This window comes from Stenotrophobium rhamnosiphilum (assembly GCF_003052265.1).
Lineage (GTDB): Bacteria > Pseudomonadota > Gammaproteobacteria > Nevskiales > Nevskiaceae > Stenotrophobium > Stenotrophobium rhamnosiphilum.
The window spans coordinates 763,063-782,726 of the sequence record NZ_QANS01000001.1; the positions used below are offsets into that span (position 1 = coordinate 763,063).

Annotated in this window: 14 protein-coding genes; 9 read left to right on the top strand and 5 right to left on the bottom strand. The window is 56.0% G+C overall.

The genetic code is table 11. The annotated features are described in order from the left end of the window. The first annotated feature begins 55 nt into the window (after positions 1–55). From nirB to CJD38_RS03475, 3 genes are all read left to right on the top strand, one after another. Positions 56–2,605, top strand: a complete 2,550-nt coding sequence (nirB, locus tag CJD38_RS03465; RefSeq protein WP_107938879.1) for a nitrite reductase large subunit NirB — start codon at positions 56–58, stop codon at positions 2,603–2,605. Then, positions 2,602–4,191, top strand: coding sequence for a nitrite reductase small subunit NirD (gene nirD, locus CJD38_RS03470; protein ID WP_107938880.1), 1,590 nt, complete (start codon positions 2,602–2,604; stop codon positions 4,189–4,191). Before nirB ends, nirD begins: the two co-directional genes overlap by 4 nt. 107 nt (positions 4,192–4,298) lie before the next feature. Continuing rightward, the gene (locus tag CJD38_RS03475) at positions 4,299–6,974 is read left to right on the top strand and encodes a nitrate reductase (protein WP_107938881.1); all 2,676 of its coding nucleotides are present in this window, start codon (positions 4,299–4,301) and stop codon (positions 6,972–6,974) included. Here the strand turns inward: CJD38_RS03475 and CJD38_RS03480 are convergent. From CJD38_RS03480 to moaCB, 3 genes are read right to left on the bottom strand one after another with little or no spacing between them, the layout of a single operon-like run. Then, positions 6,927–7,937 (bottom strand): uroporphyrinogen-III synthase, encoded by a 1,011-nt coding sequence (locus tag CJD38_RS03480; protein ID WP_107938882.1) that lies wholly within the window; start codon positions 7,935–7,937, stop codon positions 6,927–6,929. The genes CJD38_RS03475 and CJD38_RS03480 overlap by 48 nt on opposite strands. After that, positions 7,934–9,127 (bottom strand): molybdopterin molybdotransferase MoeA, encoded by a 1,194-nt coding sequence (locus CJD38_RS03485; protein ID WP_107938883.1) that lies wholly within the window; start codon positions 9,125–9,127, stop codon positions 7,934–7,936. Before CJD38_RS03485 ends, CJD38_RS03480 begins: the two co-directional genes overlap by 4 nt. Continuing rightward, positions 9,124–10,032, bottom strand: a complete 909-nt coding sequence (moaCB, locus tag CJD38_RS03490) for a bifunctional molybdenum cofactor biosynthesis protein MoaC/MoaB (protein ID WP_107938884.1) — start codon at positions 10,030–10,032, stop codon at positions 9,124–9,126. The genes CJD38_RS03485 and moaCB overlap by 4 nt, the downstream gene beginning before the upstream one ends. Positions 10,033–10,396: 364 nt before the next feature. On the opposite strand from moaCB, the gene CJD38_RS03495 reads away from it, so the two are divergent. The 3 genes from CJD38_RS03495 to lolD all read left to right on the top strand — a co-directional run bounded on the left by CJD38_RS03495 (position 10,397) and on the right by lolD (position 13,672). Beyond that, the gene (locus CJD38_RS03495) at positions 10,397–11,641 is read left to right on the top strand and encodes a DUF3089 domain-containing protein (RefSeq protein ID WP_107938885.1); all 1,245 of its coding nucleotides are present in this window, start codon (positions 10,397–10,399) and stop codon (positions 11,639–11,641) included. A gap of 101 nt (positions 11,642–11,742) precedes the next feature. Continuing rightward, complete coding sequence (locus CJD38_RS03500) at positions 11,743–12,990, top strand: lipoprotein-releasing ABC transporter permease subunit (RefSeq protein ID WP_107938886.1); 1,248 nt, start codon at positions 11,743–11,745, stop codon at positions 12,988–12,990. Then, the gene (lolD, locus tag CJD38_RS03505) at positions 12,983–13,672 is read left to right on the top strand and encodes a lipoprotein-releasing ABC transporter ATP-binding protein LolD (RefSeq protein ID WP_107938887.1); all 690 of its coding nucleotides are present in this window, start codon (positions 12,983–12,985) and stop codon (positions 13,670–13,672) included. Before CJD38_RS03500 ends, lolD begins: the two co-directional genes overlap by 8 nt. Here lolD and CJD38_RS03510 read toward each other — a convergent pair. Beyond that, on the bottom strand, positions 13,667–14,002 hold the full coding sequence (locus CJD38_RS03510) for a hypothetical protein (RefSeq protein ID WP_107938888.1): 336 nt from the start codon (positions 14,000–14,002) through the stop codon (positions 13,667–13,669). The genes lolD and CJD38_RS03510 overlap by 6 nt on opposite strands. Before the next feature lie 128 nt (positions 14,003–14,130). On the opposite strand from CJD38_RS03510, the gene CJD38_RS03515 reads away from it, so the two are divergent. From CJD38_RS03515 to CJD38_RS03525, 3 genes are all read left to right on the top strand, one after another. Continuing rightward, positions 14,131–16,467 carry a DNA internalization-related competence protein ComEC/Rec2 gene (locus CJD38_RS03515; RefSeq protein WP_107938889.1) on the top strand — a complete coding sequence of 779 codons (2,337 nt, stop codon included), beginning with the start codon at positions 14,131–14,133 and terminating at the stop codon, positions 16,465–16,467. A gap of 154 nt (positions 16,468–16,621) precedes the next feature. Beyond that, positions 16,622–17,728: a ferredoxin reductase gene (locus CJD38_RS03520; RefSeq protein WP_107938890.1), complete on the top strand. Its 1,107-nt coding sequence runs from the start codon at positions 16,622–16,624 to the stop codon at positions 17,726–17,728. Positions 17,729–17,880: 152 nt separating this feature from the next. Then, positions 17,881–19,071: a fatty acid desaturase family protein gene (locus CJD38_RS03525; protein WP_107938891.1), complete on the top strand. Its 1,191-nt coding sequence runs from the start codon at positions 17,881–17,883 to the stop codon at positions 19,069–19,071. Between the two features lie 58 nt (positions 19,072–19,129). On the opposite strand, the gene hisI is transcribed toward CJD38_RS03525, so the two are convergent. After that, the gene (gene hisI, locus CJD38_RS03530) at positions 19,130–19,600 is read right to left on the bottom strand and encodes a phosphoribosyl-AMP cyclohydrolase (protein WP_107938892.1); all 471 of its coding nucleotides are present in this window, start codon (positions 19,598–19,600) and stop codon (positions 19,130–19,132) included. Between the last annotated feature and the right edge of the window lie 64 nt (positions 19,601–19,664).

Genomic DNA, 19,664 nt, shown 5'->3' on the forward strand with positions numbered 1-19,664 from the left:
CACGTCGCTTGCTCCTAAGTACTTGTAAGCAGTTATCAGCAAGACAGCGAGGGGCATGAACGTGAAGCAGCGCATTGTTGTGGTCGGCAACGGCATGGTCGGACACAAGTTTCTGGAGCGCGTCGCCAGCAGCGGCGTCGATGTTGAATTGACGGTGTTGTGTGAAGAGCCGCGCCCAGCTTATGACCGTGTCCATCTCTCAGAATTCTTTGCAGGCAAAACCGCCGCAGAGTTGTCATTGGTTGCCGAAGGTTTCTTTGAGGGCAACGGCATTGCCTTGCACCTCAACGACAAAGCTGTTGCGATTGATCGCGAACAAAAAATGGTGCGCAGCTCGCAGGGCCGCGACATTGCGTACGACAAGCTCGTGCTCGCTACGGGTTCTTATCCATTTGTTCCACCACTGCCGGGCAAGGATCGTCCGGGATGCTTGGTGTATCGCACCATCGAAGATTTGGAAGCGATCACAGCCAGCGGTAAGGAAGGCAAAGTGGGCGTCGTTGTCGGTGGCGGTTTGCTTGGCCTTGAAGCCGCTAAAGCGCTGAAGGATTTGGGTCTGGAAACTCACGTTGTCGAATTTGCGCCACGCTTGATGGCGGTGCAGGTTGATGATGGCGGTGGCCGCATCCTTCGCAAGAAGATTGAAGAAATCGGCGTGCGCGTGCACACCGGTAAGAACACCTTGGAAATTGTTGACGGTGAAAAGCACCGCCACAAGATGAAATTTGCGGACGGCAGCGAATTGGAAACTGACGTCATTCTGTTCTCTGCAGGCATTCGTCCACGCGATGAACTCGCAAAGCTCAGTGGCCTGAAGATGGGTGAGCGTGGCGGCATCGCGATCAATGATCAGTGCCAGACCAGCGATCCGGACGTTTACGCCATCGGCGAATGCGCACTGTGGGGCGGAAAAATATTTGGTCTCGTCGCACCTGGTTATCAGATGGCGATGACGGCGGCTGATCACGCACTTGGCAAGGGCGGCGACGCCTTCATGGGTGCTGACATGTCGACCAAGCTCAAGCTGCTTGGTGTCGACGTTGCCTCGATCGGCGATGCACACGGTGCGACTTCAACATCACGCGTCTACGCTTTCACTGATGAAGTGAAACAGGTTTACAAGAAACTGGTTGTCACTGATGACAACAAGTATTTGCTCGGCGCAGTGATGGTGGGCGAGGCCGAAGAGTACGGCACGCTCTTGCAGATGATGCTCAACCAGATCGAACTGCCACAGCACCCAGAAGATTTGATTCTGCCGCAGCGTGAAGGCGGCGCGAAGTCCAGTGGTCTCGGCGTAGCAGCACTGCCGATGAGTGCGCAGATTTGTTCATGCAACAACGTCAGCAAAGGTGCGATCTGCGAAGCGGTCGACTCCGGTTGCGTCACGCTGGGCGATCTCAAGAAGAAAACCAAGGCTGCAACGTCGTGCGGTGGTTGCAGCAGCTTGCTCAACCAAATCATGAAACATGAATTGGCAAGTCGCGGCGTTGCGGTGAACAACCATGTCTGCGAGCACTTTGCGTATTCGCGCCAAGAGCTGTATCACCTTGTGCGCGTCGGCAAGATCCACAGCTTTGATGATCTTCTTGCTAAGCACGGTAAGGGTTTGGGCTGCGATGTCTGTAAGCCGACTGTGTCTAACATCCTCGCATCGTGCTGGAACGAGCACATCCTCAAGCCGATGCATGCCAAGCTTCAGGACAGCAACGACTACTATCTCGCCAACATTCAGAAGGACGGCACTTACTCAGTCATCCCACGCATCCCGGGTGGTGAGATCACACCAGACAAACTGATCGTGATTGGTGAAGTCGCAAAGAAATATGGTCTTTACACCAAGATCACCGGTGGTCAGCGTATCGACTTGCTCGGTGCGCAGATCCATCAGCTGCCGCTGATCTGGAATGAATTGATCGCAGCAGGTTTTGAATCGGGCCACGCTTACGGTAAGTCTGTGCGCACGGTGAAGTCCTGCGTCGGTAGTACCTGGTGCCGTTACGGCGTGCAGGATTCCACTACGCTGGCCATCGATATCGAAAACCGTTATCGCGGTTTGCGTTCGCCACACAAACTCAAGTTTGCTGTATCGGGCTGTACTCGCGAATGCGCTGAAGCGCAGAGCAAGGATGTCGGCATCATCGCAACCGAGAAGGGTTGGAACCTTTATGTCAGCGGTAACGGCGGCATGAAGCCACGTCACGCTGACCTGCTCGCAGGTGATCTGGATACGGCAACGCTGATCAAGTACATCGATCGTTATCTGATGTTTTATGTCCGCACGGCAGATCGTTTGCAGCGCACCAGCGTCTGGCTCGACAACCTTGCCGGTGGTCTCGACTATCTGAAGAAAGTGGTGATCGAAGATTCACTCGGCATCGCTGCTGAGTTGGAAGCTGAGATGCAGCTGGTCGTGAACACTTACGAGTGCGAATGGAAGAAGGCAGTGGAAGATCCACAGACGCTGAAGCGCTTCCGTCACTTTGTGAACAGCGAGAAACTGGATAACAACGTTTTGTTTGTCGAAGAGCGCGGCCAAATTCGTCCGGCCAGCCTTGATGAGCGCACGCATGCGCGTAAGCAGCGTTTGGGAGAAGCAGCATGAACCAGAATCTGCCCAATCCTTTAGATCAAGTTGTCGACATCTGCGCGCTTGAAGACATCCTGCCGGATACCGGCGTCTGCGCTTGGCTTGATGAGCGTCAAGTTGCTGTGTTCCGTGTCGGTGATGGCGAAGATCTCTACGCCATCGGCAACTACGACGCGAATAGCGGCGCGAATGTTCTCGCACGTGGTTTGGTTGGCGACTTAGGCGGGCGCGTCGTTGTCGCATCGCCAATCTATAAGCAGCACTACGATCTCAAGACGGGCGAGTGCATTGAAGATCCGATTGCCTCGGTGCGTGCGTATAAAGCGCATGTAGTCGACGGCCGCGTACGTGTCACCGTGCCGACCAGCAAAATCAACAGCAGTGGTCGCAAGGAACATCTGGTGGTGATCGGCAACGGCATGGCGGCTATGCGTGTGGTTGAAGAACTGCTGCGCATCGCGCCAGAGCTTTACGACATCACCGTATTCGGTGCTGAGCCGCACGGTAACTACAACCGCATTCTGTTGTCGCCGGTGTTGTCGGGCGAAAAGCAGATTGAAGAAATCATGCTCAACACGCGCGAATGGTATGGCCGTCACGGCATCGCGCTGCACACGTCTGATCCAGTGGTGCAGATCAATCGTCGCGAACGCACAGTGCGTGCGAAGAGCGGTTATGAAACCAAGTACGACCGCATTTTGCTTGCGACAGGCTCCAATCCTTTCATCATCCCGGTGCTGGGCAATGATCTGAAGGGTGTCGTCAGCTTCCGCGACCTGCACGACGTCGATGAAATGATCGATGCATCGAAAGAAGGTAAGTATGCCGTTGTGATTGGCGGTGGCTTGCTCGGGCTTGAAGCCGCTAATGGCCTGATGCGTCAGGGCATGAAAGTGACGGTTGTTCATCTGATGGACAGCTTGATGGAGCGTCAGCTCGACAAGCACGCCGGTGCGATGCTCAAAGCGTCACTCGAAGCTCGCGGTCTCACCTTCATGATGGAAGCACAGACCGAAGAAATCCTCGGATACGATCATGTAATCGGCGTGCGCTTCAAAGACAACGATACCGTGATCCCGGCTGATCTGGTGGTGATGGCGGTCGGCATCAAACCGAATATCGAACTGGCGCAAAGCTGCGGCCTGCGTTGCGGCCGTGGCGTGATTGTCGATGACACGCTGCAAACTTATGATCCACGCATCTACGCTGTCGGCGAATGCGTTGAACACCGCAAGGCCACTTACGGCCTCGTCGCGCCGCTGTGGGAACAGGCAAATGTTTGCGCTACGCATCTCGCACAGATGGGCTTCGCTCACTACAAAGGCTCAATCACTTCGACCAAGCTCAAGGTCACCGGCATTGATCTGTTCTCTGCTGGCGATTTCATGGGCGGCGAAGGCACAGAAGATTTGGTGATGCGCGATCCCAAGCGCGGCGTTTACAAGCGTCTGGTGATCAAAGACAACCGCATCAAGGGCGCTGTGCTTTTCGGCGATGTTGCCGACGGCCCTTGGTACTTCGAGCTGATGCAGAAAAATACGGACATCACGTCGATTCGTCAGAAACTGCTTTTTGGCCAAGCGTTCTGCGAACCTGCGTGAGAGAATTTGTAGGAGCGCCTCTTAGGCGCGATGGCTCTATCGCGCCTAAGAGGCGCTCCTACAGTTCACCCGATCTCATCGAAACTTTAAATGAATAGTGTCTTTACATGAACGCTGTTAAGACAACGTGTCCTTACTGCGGGGTCGGGTGTGGCGTGCTTGCCGCGCCGCGCAAGGATGGCGGTGCGGATATCTCCGGCGATCCGCAGCATCCTTCCAACTTCGGCAAGCTCTGCGTGAAGGGTTCTGCGCTCGGCGAAACGCTGGGTGATCACGGCCGTCTGCTGTATCCGCAGATGCACGGCGAGCGCGTGGGTTGGGATGCAGCGCTCGATCACGTTGCGCAAGGATTTCGCAAAATTATTGATGAGCATGGCCCTGACGCCGTGGCCTTGTATGTCTCTGGTCAGTTGCTGACGGAGGACTACTACGTCGCCAACAAGCTGATGAAGGGCTACGTTGGCACTGCCAACATCGACACCAATTCGCGACTCTGCATGTCTTCCGCTGTTGCAGGACATAAGCGCGCATTCGGTGAAGACTTGGTGCCAATCAGCTACGAAGATTTGGAGTTGGCCGATCTTGTGGTGTTGGTGGGTTCCAACACTGCATGGTGCCATCCAATTCTTTTTCAGCGAATCGTCAAGGCGAAAGAACAACGCCCAGAGATGAAGATCGTTGTGCTTGATCCACGTCGCACCGCAACGTGCGAGTTAGCTGATCTGCATCTGCCGCTGCGTGCTGGCACTGACGTGACGCTGTTCAACGGTCTGCTGACTTATCTGCATCAGCATGGCGTCGTTGATACTAAGTTTGTTGATGGTCACACGACTGATGTTGAACGAACGTTAGCGATTGCCGACAACACCGCAGGCGACCTGCGCTCAGTAGCGCGTGCCTGTCGCATCGAGCCTTCAGTGCTCGGCGAGTTCTATCGGATGTTCGCGCGTACTGAAAAAGCCATCACTGCTTTTTCAATGGGAGTGAACCAGTCCGGCGCCGGTACTGACAAGGTCAACAGCATCATTAACTGCCACTTGCTGACAGGCCGCATCGGCAAGCCCGGCATGGGTCCGTTCTCAATCACGGGTCAACCTAATGCAATGGGCGGTCGCGAAGTGGGCGGCCTTGCCAACATGTTGGCTGCACACATGGAACTGGCTAACCCAACGCATCGCGAGATCGTGCAAGAGTTCTGGAAGAGTCCTGCCATCGTTGCTAAGCAGGGCCTGAAGGCAGTTGATCTGTTTAATGCGATTGATGAGGGCAAGGTCAAAGCCGTATGGATCATGGCGACCAATCCGGTAGTTTCACTGCCGGATGCGGACAAGGTGAAATCCGCGCTGAGCAAATGCGAGTTGGTGGTGGTCTCCGACATCATCGAAAAAACTGACACTGCCGCTTATGCACACGTATTGCTGCCCGCCGCAGGTTGGGGTGAGAAAGATGGCACGGTGACCAACTCTGATCGCCGCATCTCACGTCAACGCGCGTTCTTGCCGCTACCCGGAGAAGCGAAGCCAGATTGGTGGATCATTGGCGAAGTCGCCAAGCGCATGGGTTACGCGGAAGGTTTTAATTTCAGTGGCGCGCATGAAGTGTTTGATGAGCATGCGCGTCTGTCGGCGTATCGAAACGAGGGTTCGCGCTGTTTTGATATCAATGGATTAAGCGGACTCGATCGCCAAGGCTTCGATGCGATGGATCCCATACAGTGGCCAGTGCTTGCCGACGCAAAGGGAACGCCACGTCTGTTTGAGAATGGCCGTTATTTCCACGCTGATGGCAAGGCGCGTTTTATCCCAACGCCGCCACGTGGCCCAGCCCATGCTACCGACGCAGAATTTCCACTGGTGTTGAACACGGGTCGTATCCGCGATCAGTGGCACACGATGACGCGAACCGGCCGCTCGCCGAAACTGGCGAGTCATATTCCCGAGCCCTTTGTAGATATGCATCCACACGATGCGTTGATGAGCGGCGTGCGTGATGGTGAACTAGTGCGCGTCGCTACACGCTGGGGCGCCTTGGTCGCACGTCTCAAGACAACGCCAGAGCAGGGACGCGGCGCGGTGTTTGTGCCGATCCACTGGAACAATCAATTTGCTTCAGACGCACGCGTCGGCGCTTTGGTGAATCCGGCAGTCGATCCAGTTTCTGGCGAGCCAGAGTTCAAGCACACGCCAGTTCGAGTAGAGGCATTTGGTGTTGCGTGGCACGGCTTCATCCTCAGTCGCGATGCGCTGGATGTCGATGGCGTCACTTGGTGGACGCGCATTCAAGGACAGCAATTCATTCGCTATGAATTGGGCGGACGCGGCGTGGTGCAGAACTGGAACGAACTCGGACGCACGCTGCTCAATGCAGAATCGCCAGATGCAGATTGGCTGGAATATTCAGACAAGACCGCAGGTATTTATCGCGGTGTGTTGATGGATGGCGAACGGATCAAAGCGTGCATCTATGTTTCGCCGCGCCCTGATTTGCCTTCACGTGCTTGGCTTTCAGGTTTGTTCGGCAAGAAGAAACTTGAAGACATTGATCGCGTTGGCTTGCTGATTGGCGAGCCTGTAAACAAGCAGGCGGACACAGGCCCTACGGTTTGTTCCTGCTTTGGTGTGGGGCGCAACACGATCACGGATGCGATCCGCAAACGCGGTCTCAAAACGGCAGGCGAGGTGACGGCTTGTCTCAAGGCAGGCGGCAACTGCGGCTCTTGCGTGCCAGAGATTAAATCACTGATCGCTCAGTGTGCGGCAATTGCGGAAGAAACTGCAGCCTGATGTAGGGCGGGAGCATCCCGCCTTTCGCGCATCAAGACTTTCACGCGAAAGGCGGGATGCTCCCGCCCTACAAATTATCGTGCGAGTTTCTGTACCAGTAACTGCGTGAGCGGCTTGAGGAAGTAAGTGCCGNACCAGTAACTGCGTGAGCGGCTTGAGGAAGTAAGTGCCGAGCGGAACGGCATCGACAGTGATGCCGTGTTCTTCAAGACTCGCTGCCGTCACCGGACCCACTGCGGCAATCATGGTTTGACGCAGGCCACTCAGCAGTTCGACTTCGCGCTGTGCCTTTTGGGCGAGCTTAAACAAACGTTCAACTTGCGATTGGCTGGTGAAAGCAATCGCATCGACTTCGTTTGCAGCGAGGCGATCAATCAGATTGAGCACTTCGAGATCAGCGCTGTCATCGGCATAAACGTAGGGATAAACCTCACGTACTTTGGCGCCAGCTTCACGCAAGAAATCCATCAGCAATAGATTAGGTTCGGTGCCGTAATGCTGCACGCCAATCACGCGGCCGTGCAGATCGCCCGCATTACACAGCGCTTCGATTACGCCGGGCGTGGTTGCTGGACTGACAATGACTTCTGCGCTTAGGCCTAATTCGCGCAATGCTTTTGCGGGCTTGGGGCCGCGTACAAATTTGCGTACGCGCGCTAGCTCGTCAACAAATAATGGACGCAGCGTCGGCGCGTGCTGGCTGATGCTAGACAATAGACGGCGCAAGCCTTCACCCGTCATCAAGATCAGATCGTCGCATTCACCAATACAGAATTGATTGACCCAAGCGATGACTGGCTTTGGATCGGGTGCATCGAGAATGCTGACCAAGGGGCAGCGCAAAACTTTTGCGCCACGACGCGTGAGTAGCCCAGCGAAAATATCGAGCTCGCGTGATTCCGGGATGGCGATGATGCGGCCTTGCAGCGTGTCGTCGATGATGCCGCTTTCCGTGCTGCTCATAAACGTGTCCACTTCACAATGCTGCCCGCAGCGTGTGGCTGCGATTGCGCAGGCAGGTGCGCCAACACATCTGCGTTAGCGAGATTGCTCAGCATGTGTGAATCCTGATGCGGCAATGGCTGCAGTTGTGCGCGGCCATCGTCGCTAATATCTAAGCGCATGCGGTGCAGGCAATCGCGCTTGGCGTCGCCTTTTACTTCTTGAGCAAGTACGCCAGAGAAAAACGCGGCGCCCGGTTTGGCGGCACCTTCCAAGATGTCGAGCACAGCGCGTACATGTAGCGTGAGTCCGATCAATACGGCACCAGGATTTCCGGGCAGACCAAGCAAAGTGCGATCACCGCGTTGTCCAAAATACAAAGGCTTGCCGGGTTTCTGCGCGACTTGCCAGAACACACGTTCGACGCCGAGGCTTTCAGCCACTGGAATGATGTAGTCCTTGTCGCCGACTGACACGCCGCCGGTGCTGATGACTAAATCTGCTTCATCCAATGCGGCGCTGAGCGCTTCACTGACGGCTTCGCGGGTATCACCGATGTAGCGCAGTTCTGCTTCGTAACCTTGTGAGCGTAGCCATGTGAGGGCGAGCGGACCGTTGGCATCCCAGATTTGTCCATCGAGCAAGGGTGTGCCCGCAGGTTTTACTTCGTCGCCACTGACGAGTACGCGAATGCGTGGCATGCGAGTGACGGTGACTTGATCAATGCCTGCTGCAGAGAGTGATGCGAGATGGCCGGGGGTAATGCGCTGTCCAGTTTTGCCGATGGTTGAATGCTCACGCAACTCTTCGCCTTGCCAGCGAATATTCGCACCGGGTTTCATCGCTTCTTTCAGCGTCATTTGGTCGCCAACGACGCTGACGCGTTCTTGCGCAACCACGACGCCCGCATTGGGCGGTACACGTGCGCCGGTGAGAATGCGTTGGCATTCGCCGTTTTGCAGTGGACGTAATTCGCCGGTGTCACCCGCAGCAATGCTATCGGTGATGGTGAGCGTGCAGGGCGCAGCGGCATCTTCGTTGGTAAGGACATAACCATCGAGTGCAGATTGTGAAAAGCGCGGCAGATCGCAGCGCGCTTGTGTCGGTGCGCGCAGCACATGACCGAGTGCTGCCTGAAGCGGTGCAGCTTGTGTTCGCAACGGGCGCACATGCAAGGGATACAGCGCTAATGCTTCGGCGAGGGAAATCATCCGCCGCGGCGCAAGCTATGAACTGCGTGGACGATGCCAGAGATCAGTGCCGTCAAGGTTTCCTGCGCGCCGCGCGAACTGCCAGGGAAAGTGATCACGATGGTCTTGCCGCTCATGCCGGCGACGCCGGCAGATAGCATCGCGTAAGGCGTGCGGCGCTGTCCGTAATTACGGGCAGCTTCCATAAAGCCTGGCAATTCCTTGTCGAGCAAGGGACGTACTGCGGCAACCGTTTGATCACCCTGATGCACGCCGGTGCCACCCACCGTCACGATCAAATCCACTTCTTGTGAAAGGTGGTGACGCAGGCGTTCGGTGATTTGCTCCACGTTGTTCTGCAGCAGTTCGGTAGCTTCGACATGCAGACCTGCAATCTCAAGGCCGTCGCGTACGATTTGTGCCGCTGTTGGTTTTTTCTTGCCGCTACTGACGGCATCAGAGGTGGCAAGAATCACGGCGCGACCCAAGGGTGACAGCGCACGAGCGTATTGCGATTTGCCACCGGTCTTCTCGACCAGATGGATATCCGTGATGCGCAAACGATCCTGTTCGGCATGTGGCTTGAGCAGGTCGTAGATGGTGAGGGCGGTGATGCTGGCGGCCGTCAATGCTTCCATCTCGACGCCTGTTCCGGCGATGGTTTCAACGCGAACGGTGATGCCGACCTGCGCTTCGCCGATTTCGTAAATCACATCAATCGCCGTCAGCGGCAGTTGATGGCATAGCGGCAGCAGTTCCCAGGTTTTCTTGGCCGCGAGCATGCCGGCCATGCGGCCGATTTCCAGTGCATCGCCTTTTTCGGCTTTGCGCTCGCGCAGCAGGGTCACGCAATCGGGGGGCATGTGCAGAACGCAGGCCGCCGTGGCGGTGCGCAGGGTGTCGGGTTTGGCGCTGACATTTTTCATGGGCGCAAGTTTGACGCATGCGATGCCTAGGCAAAAGGCTTTTCGGGAAAGATTTCCCTTGCAGATAGGGCCGGCCTGTATTTCGCGTAAGAATAAGGCGCTTGCGCAGGGCCAAAAGCTAAAGATTGATAAGGTTTAGTAATGGGTTTGACCAACTCGACGCATCAGAATTTCCCGCTTTTTCCATTCCCTTGGTCTTAGCTGCTGCGATGTATTTGCGTTACTAAGTCCTTGTCGTCAAAACATACTTCGGCCGCTAGTGGCTTAGTAAGTGACGTATAAAGCGCCGTCCCGATACGGTATTACCTCGGGCGATAAATAAATCTGACTCCACATTGATGTGGGGCGTGCGAGGAGAGAGCACATGATGATCGGTAAGCTTTTACGTCGTTATGGCGTGTTTTTGTCTACGTTGCTACTGGCATTGGCATTACCTGTTTCTGCAGCGCCAATTGCAGTGCCCGCGCTGTCGTTATCGGGTGCGGTGAACTATCAGGATATGAATAGCTGGCTCTGCCATCCGAGCATGGCGTACAGCCAAAATATCTGTAATCGCAGCCTCGCAACACGCACTGTGCAGGCGAATGGTGCTGCGACGATGAGTCGTATCTACGCTAACTACAACGCGCCAGTGGATTGCTTCTACGTCTATCCGACTGCCAGTACCGATCTAATCACGAATTCTGACGCGCTGGCTGACGAAAACGAAAGACAGACAACGCTTTCGCAGGTTGGCAACTACGGTTCGGTGTGCCGCGTATTCGCTCCGATTTATCGGCAACGCACGCTGACTTTGCTTGCGATCAGCACGCTGGCTGGCCCGTTATTGCCGCTCGACCTGGCCACGGCTGCTGAGCAAATGGCTTATGGCGATGTGAAAGCGGCTTTTGCCAATTATTTGAAGTATCACAACAAGGGCCGTGGATTTATTCTCGTGGGGCACTCGCAGGGCGCCACGATTCTGAAGCGTCTAGTGGCTGAAGAAATCGAAACCCAACCCGGCTTGCATGATCGCCTTGTCGCAGCTCATCTCATGGGTAGCGCGGTAGAAGTGCCAAACGGTGCAGATGTCGGCGGCACGTTTGCTCAGACGCCGGCTTGCCGTCACGCCGATCAGACGGGCTGTGTGATTGCCTATTCCAGCTATCGCGAAGGTGATCCGGAATTGTCTGCACCGCGTTATGGCCGTGCCGTGACGCCGGGCAATCGAGCGCTCTGCGTTAATCCGGCAGCGCTGACTGGTGGTGAAGCAACACTGGACATGACCATGCCTTATCTGTTGCCGCCGATCTTTCAGGTCTTGATCAAGTCACATGGCACTGGCGGCCCGTATGCCGACCGCGTGACCAATCTCAGCACGATGTCGAGCACGCCCTTCTTCGCGGTGCCCGGCCAGATTCGTGGTCAGTGCGTTGCGGATGCGGCGGGGACTAACTATCTGAGAATTCGCATCGCTGCCAACGCCAGCGATCCACGTGCTGATGACTATCCGGCCGAGTTTTACGGCGGCACGGGTTGGGGCATGCACTTGGCCGATATCTGGTTGGCGCAGGGCGATTTGGTGCGTTTGGCGCAGTCGCAGAGCGCTGCCTGGCTCGCAGCCCATTAATGAGGGGTGGGTCGGTCGGATCGTAGTGATCCGACCGGCTTATGGTTGAGGCGAGCAAATCGCCTCAACTTTAATCCGGTCGTATGGTCTAATTGCCGACTATGCGACATCCCTACGAACTCTTCGCCGGCCTGCGTTACACGCGTGCCAAACGGCGTAATCATTTCATCTCGTTTATCTCTCTGGCCTCGATGATCGGCATCGCCATCGGTGTGATGGCGCTGATTACTGTGCTGTCCGTGATGAACGGCTTCGAGCGCGAGCTGCGTACGCGCATTCTCGGCATGGCTTCGCACGCCACCATTACGGGTTCCAGCGAGGGCCTGGCGGATTGGCATGAGGCTGTAAAGCTTGCCAGCAAGAATCCTGAAATTGTCGCCGCCGCGCCTTATATCGATGGCGAAGGCATGGTCAAAGTCGGCAGTGAGCTTTCCGGCACCATGCTGCGCGGCATCGTTCCCGCCGACGAAACCAAGGTAGATGACGTTGCCACGCACATGAAAGTCGGCACGCTCGACGATCTCAAGCCCGGCTCATACAACATCATTCTCGGTCGCGAATTGGCGCAGTTGTTGGCCGTTGGCGTGGGCGACAAAGTGGATCTGATGATTCCGCAGGCCACGGTTACGCCGGCTGGCGTGCTTCCGCGCTTCCGCCGCTTTACGGTTTCAGGCGTTTTCCAAGTGGGCATGTATGAATATGACCGCGGCTTGGTGCTGATCAATATTGAAGACGCTGCAGCGCTGTTGCGTATGCCCGGCAGAGTCACCGGCGTGCGCCTCAAGCTGCACGATATGTTTGATGCCCCGCGTGTTTCGCGCGAGTTGGCGCAGCAGTTGCCCAATATTTATTACGTGTCGGATTGGACGCGCAGTCATGCAAACTTCTTCCGCGCAGTAAAGACGGAGAAGATGGTGATGTTCATCATCCTCTCGCTGATTGTCGGCGTTGCCGCATTCAACATTGTCAGCACGCTGGTGATGGTGGTGCAGGACAAGCAGGCGGATATCGCGATTCTGCGTACGCTCGGCGCCACGCCGCGAAGCATCATGGCGATCTTCATGGTGCAGGGCTCGATCATCGGTGTGGTCGGTACATTATTCGGCGTGATCTTCGGTGTGCTACTGGCGCTGAATGTTGAGCAGTTGGTGCCATTGCTTGAAGCACTGACCGGCCAGCAGTTCCTTTCTCCAGACGTTTATTACATCAGCGATCTGCCGTCACAGTTGAAGGCATCCGATGTGTTCCGCATCAGCATGCTGTCGCTGGCGCTGGGTTTGCTTTCCACTATTTATCCCGCTTATCGCGCCTCGCGCGTGAATCCAGCGGAGGCGCTGCGCTATGAGTAATGAAGTGACATTGAAGGCGGAAGGCGTCTTCAAAACTTTTGACGATGGCCGTCTGAATCTCGACGTGCTGCGTGATATCAATCTTGAAGTAGCGCGCGGCGAACGCATTGCGATTGTGGGTTCGTCTGGCAGTGGTAAGTCGACGTTGCTCCATATCCTCGGCGGACTCGATGCGCCTACGAAGGGCGAGGTTTGGGTTACCGGGCAGCAGATGTCGGCACTGACGGATAAAGAGCGCGGGCAGTTGCGAAACAAGGCACTTGGCTTTGTTTACCAGTTCCATCACTTGCTGCCGGAATTCTCCGCAGTCGAAAACGTCGCAATGCCTTTGTTGATTCGCCGTACGCCGATGGTGGAAGCAAAGCGTATTGCAGCAGAACTCTTGGATCGTGTTGGCTTGGGCCAACGCTTGGAACATAAGCCTGGAGAACTCTCAGGTGGCGAACGTCAACGCGCTGCAGTTGCACGCGCGCTGGTCACGCGTCCAGCCTGTGTGTTGGCGGATGAGCCGACCGGAAATCTCGATAGCAAAACAGCTGATCGCGTATTCGAGCTGATGCTGGAACTGAATCAGGAACTCGGCACGAGCTTGATCGTGGTCACACACGATTTGCGCTTGGCAGCGAAGATGGATCGCACGCTGACGATTGATAGCGGCGCGCTAGTTAATCCTGCTTCATAAGGCGCCGGAAGCCGGGCCACAAATTCCGATTAACAACATCACGATCACATAGCCCGCAACGGGCTGTAGTGGCCGTGGGCTATGCGTTTTCAGGCTGGCGGTGACATTGACCGTGAGCACGAAAATGCTGATGCCGAGCCCGTGCGCAAGCCACAGTAAAAATGCCTGCGCTGTCTCGGCAAAGGCGATCCAAATGCATAGCGCGGCTGCATTCAGCAGGATGCAGCTCAATAGTCGCGTGCAGCAGTCGTCGCAGCTAAGACTGCAAGAACGACGCCCGATCCAGAGCGCCCCAGCGGTGCACATCAACAGGCTGGCGACTAACGTCATCGCGGGGTTCCTGCGTTTTGTGACCTAGTGTGCATGGGCATCCCTGCTGGGTGAGATAACATGGCTTTGTTGATCAAATGATAATTATTCTCATTTAATAAAGCAAAGGGTTTCGCAAGTTTTTACACATGACGCCGTTCCACGCGCTTGCATTTACTGTAGGAATCCTCGGGCTCTTGGCCCAACCGGCGTTGCCAGAAACCCCTTTACTTGCCGCGCTCACCATTCCCGCTTTGTTGCCTTGGCGATGGCGTTCGATTTACGCCTGCGCCGTGTTTGGCGTGCTGCTGGTGACGTGGCACTCGCAGGCACTGCTCGATCAGCGTTGGCCCGAAGCTCGGTATGGCGAAGAAGTTTGGGTGCAGGGCCATATCGCATCGCTGCCGGATGTCACGCGCAACACGTATGCGGGCGAGGGTGAGGCGACTGATAAAAGTCCCTCAAACACTTCGCGCTTTTTGTTTGAAACCAAGGGCGCAAATTTTCCACCGCGTATTCGCGCGTCTAGGTATCGCAGCTATCAGACACTCGAAGGCGGCGAATGCTGGCGCATGTTGCTGCGCATGCGGCCACCGCATGGCTCGGTGAATCCTGGTGGATTCGATTACGAAGGTTGGTTATTTCGACAAGGCATTGGCGCTACAGCAACGGTGAAAAGTGCTGAGCGTTGCAGCGACAACAACGGTTATGCGCTGCTCAAAGTGCGGCAATCTTTGATTGACGAACTGCGCAGCTGGCTGCCAGCAAGTTCAGCGCGCGGCTTGTTCATCGCGCTGACGATGGGTGATACGAGCGAATTGAGTCGCGGTGACTGGGACTTGTTTCGTGTCACAGGCACAACGCACCTCGTCGCGATTTCTGGTTTCAACATTGCCATCGTTTCCGGTATCGCCTTTTTCGTTATCCGCTGGCTCTGGTGCCTGTGGCCGCCCTTATTGCTGCGGCTGCCCGCGCAAAAAGCCGCGATGTTGGGCGCAACGTTATTCGCATTCATTTACGCATTACTCGCGGGTTGGGAACCGCCTGTGCAGCGCGCGTTTCTAATGCTCGCGTTTATCAGTGCAGCAGCGTGGATGGGGCGATTGAGTCAGCCATCCAAAGTGTTAGCGCTGGCGTGGTTCGTTGTACTCACGCTTGATCCACTCGCAGTGCTCAGTCCTGGCCTATGGTTATCGTTTGGCGCGGTCGCGGCCATCTTCTACGTGATGATGAGTCGCCTGCAGCCGCCGCGCATGTGGATCAGCCTCGTCATGTTGCAACTCATGCTCAGTCTTGTGTTGGCGCCACTCACGGTCTGGTATTTCCACGGTGTGTCGTGGTTTGCGCCCTTACTGAATTTGTTCGCAGTACCGCTGTTTAGTTTGATCACACCGATTCTATTGCTCGCGATTCTGCTCGCCGCCGTCGCTCCTGCGTGGGGCATGCCGCTGATGCAATGGTGCGCGCAAGCGCTTGCGTGGTTGCACGATGGACTGAATTGGCTCGCGACAAACTTGCCGCACATGTGGATACCCGCCACCGCACCTGCGCCGGCATTGGCACTTGCGCTCATCGGCGCGCTGCTCATGTTCGCCCCGCGCGGTTTGCCAGTGCGCGTGTTGGGTTTGCTGTGTTTCTTGCCTTTGTTATTCCCGATCAGCCAAGCACCCAAGAGTGGCTTTGATCTCACCGCACTGGACGTAGGGCAGGGCATGTCGGTAGTCATACGCACCGCGAATCACACGATGGTTTACGACACCGGCCCCGCGTTTGATGAAGGTTTCGACGCAGGCTCCGCCATCGTTGCGCCGTTCTTGCTGAATCAGGGTGTGCGTCGCATCGACATGCTGGTGATCTCACATGCCGATAACGATCACTCGGGTGGTGCAGATGCCGTACGCAAACTCATGACTGTCGATAAAGAACTTGGTGCACTCACGGCCACGCCTTGCCGCGATGACCAGAAGTGGGAGTGGGACGGCGTGTCTTTTGAGATGTTGCATCCTGACGGCGGTGAATGGTCGAGCAATAACGGCGGCTGCGTTCTGCGTATTGAATCTGGCTCTTATGCCGCACTGCTGCCGGCCGATATCGAAAAGAAAGCGGAGTACCGCTTGCTCAAGGAGCAACTTTATAGCCTGCAAGCGGATGTACTTCTGGCCCCGCATCACGGAAGCCGCACCTCATCTTCCGAAGATTTTATTGACGCGGTGATGCCGCAATGGGTGATCCACAGCGCCGCATGGCACAGCCAGTTTCGCCATCCCACGCCCAGTGTTGTGGCTCGTTACGCCAAGGTCGATGCGCAGCAGGTGGTGACCGGTTTGCGCGGGGCTGCGAGTCTGCATATAGACGAGCACGGTGTAAGCACGCCGAAGTTTGCACGAGAGCAGCAATTCCATTTCTGGAATGCTCCGGCGCAGGCTCTGACGATTGATCTGAACGCCGTCGATAAACCTAAAAAACGTGCCAAGTCGGACGACTAAGTGCATCGATTCTCAGTCCGGCGATCTGTCGCCAATGAGCCTCGACACCGCCACTCTGTAGTGGGATAGTGGCTCCTAGCTGCACCCTTACAAAGCGCCAAAGGCGCGATTCGCTGCATCACAGCGGTACATAAAAAGTAAGAGGAGACCGTGCATGCAAGAAGCTTCACAGCCGTGGCTGTTGCGGAAATTTACTGCGCTCACTGACGCCTTCGCGTGGCCGTTGCGCACCTCTCATTATCTGGAGCTGGTGAATCCCCTGTGGACCACTCACGCCCTGCAAGCGCGAGTAGTCGAGGTATGGGATGAAACCGCTGACGCGCGAACCATCACGCTCAAGCCCGGTGCCAATTGGCGTAGCCATCGTCCGGGTCAGCATTTGCGTATTGGCGTGCCGATCGGCGGCATGCACTACACGCGCACGTACTCGATCAGCTCCGCGCCGGAGCGCGATGACGAACTCATTACCATCACAGTGAAGGCCATCACCGGTGGGCGCATGTCGCATCACTTGGTGCGGCAAATCAAACCAGGTGATTACCTGCCGATCGGCGTGCCGCAGGGTGATTTCTATCTGCCCGATGCCAATCCGGTGCAGCCGCTGTTCATTAGCGCGGGCAGCGGCATCACGCCGATTATGAGCATGTTGCGTAGCCTGATCGCGCAAGAGCGTCTGCCAGACGTGGTGCACATTCACTACGCACCGCACGTTTACGACGTGATCTTCGGCAAAGAGCTGCAAGCGCTCGCGCAGAAGCATCCACGCTACAAACTGCACTTGGTCTACACCCGTGAGCCGGGCGAAACCGTTGCAGCCAAACGCCACTTCAATGCCGAAACACTCGCCACCGTTTGCCCTGATTGGCGCACGCGCGACACCTACGCATGTGGGCCGCAAGGCTTGCTGGATACCGTCGAAACGTTATGGGCTGAAGCAGGGCTCAATCGACAACTGCACACAGAACGCTTCCGTACACAGATTGCCGCCGCACCCAACGAGATCACTGCTGGCACCGTGCGCTTTATGAATAGTGGAGTCGATGCTCCATCAGACGGCATCATCAATTTGCTACGCCTAGCCGAAGACCACGGCCTCAACCCAGCGCATGGTTGTCGCATGGGGATTTGCCACGGCTGCGATGCCACTTTGAAGAGCGGCTGTGTGCGTGATCTGCGCACCAACGCATTGCTCAACGAAGTGGGGCAGGTGGTGCAAATTTGTGTCTGCGCGGCTGCAGGCGACGCGGAGTTGGATTTATGACCAATGCTTTTTATCTGTCATTCCCGCGTAGGCGGGAATCCAGTTTTTGTCAGCAAAAGGCACAAAACAAAAAGCAACACTGGATCCCCGCCTCCGCGGGGATGACAAGTTTTCTAGCGATTCGCTAATTAAATTTTGGCAGGGAGCAAACCATGGGCATGCCCACACATTTATCTGCTGGCGACATTGAAGAATTCGGCCGCGAGATGGACGCGATTCGAAATGAAGTGATGGATTCACGCGGTGCAGAAGATCGCGCTTACATCCTCAAGATCATCCGCTGGCAACGCAGCCTCGCGCTGGGCGGCCGCATCGTCATGTTCCTCAGTTTGCTGTTGCTGCCTGCGGCTGCGCTGCCTTATTCAGGCTGGCCACAGTTTCTGCTCGTACTCGGCTTTGGTGGCGCCATGTTGGGTATCGCCAAAATTGTCGAGAACATGGAGATCGGCCACAACGTCATGCACGCGCAGTGGGATTGGATGCGCGATCCCAATATCCAAAGCAACACATGGGAGTGGGACAACGTTTGCCCCAGTGATCAGTGGAAGCACAGCCACAACGTGGTGCACCACACATGGACCAACGTGTTGGGCAAAGATCCGGACGTCGGCTATGGCGTTATGCGTGTCACCGCGCATCAGCGTTGGAAGCCTAAATACCTGTTCCAACCAATCACTAATTTTCTGCTCAATATTTTGTTCCAGTGGGGCGTGGCAATACACGACTTGGAAGTGGACAAAATTCTGGAAGGTAAAAAATCTCTCAAATCTGCTGGCCCGTTACTGCGTCGCATCGCTTGGAAGGCCGTACGTCAATTGCGCAAAGATTATTTGTTGTGGCCTGCGCTTGGTTCGCTACTCACCGTGCCTGTCACATTGTTTCTGCAAGCAGATGTTCTGCACATCGCATTGCTCGCGTTTGCCTTCATCGTAGCGGGTAACGCACTGGCTAATCTGATGCGCAACGTTTGGTCGAACATCATTATCTTCTGCGGACACTTTCCGATTGGCGTGCATCACTTCACCAAAGAAGAAGTAGAAGGCGAAACCCGTGCGCGCTGGTATGTGCGTCAGTTGCTCGGCAGCGCCAACATCGGCGGCGGCAAGCTGTTCCATATTTTGAGTGGCAACTTAAGCCATCAAATTGAGCACCACATCTTTCCTGACATGCCCAGCAACCGATATCCACAAGTGTCGCCACGCGTTAAGGCATTGGCTGATCGGTATGGCCTGCCTTACAACACGGGTTCGTTGACCAAGCAGTTTGGAACTACGACATGGACGATCTGGCGCTTGGCGTTTCCGGGTGGTCGAATTACGGCCTCGACGTTGCCAGCGCATTGATTGCTCAGGCCCAAGAAAAAACGCCCCTTCCGGGGCGTTTTTTCTTGCAGCTGAGCGATTAAAGAATCGTCGGATTCGGCGCGTCGCCGTAAACCTTTTTCGGGTCGAACATCTTTTCCGATTCTTCAAACTTGAGCGTGTGGTCGCCTTCGCCGGTGGGGACGGAGCGGTAGAAGCAGGAGCGGTAGCCGACGTGGCAGCTGGCGTCGCCGGGGATTTCGACGCGGAGCCAGACGGCGTCCTGGTCGTCATCGATGCGCAGTTCGAGCACTTTCTGAACGAGGCCGCTGGTCGCGCCTTTGTGCCAGAGCACTTGGCGCGAACGGCTCCAGTAATGGGCCTCGCCGGTACTGATGGTTTTCTTCAGCGCTTCTTGGTTCATATAGCCCACCATCAGCACTTCGCCGCTGTTGGCGGCGGTGGTGACGCAGACGATCAGGCCGTCGCGGTCGAATTTAGGGGCAAGGTCATTGCCTTCTTCGACTTGTTCGATGGTGAGGCGTTTCTGGAATTCGACTTCAGTAGTCATGGCGGTACACACGGTTCTGGCGAAAAAACGGGCGCGATTATCCCACAGGAACATCAGTTTGGGG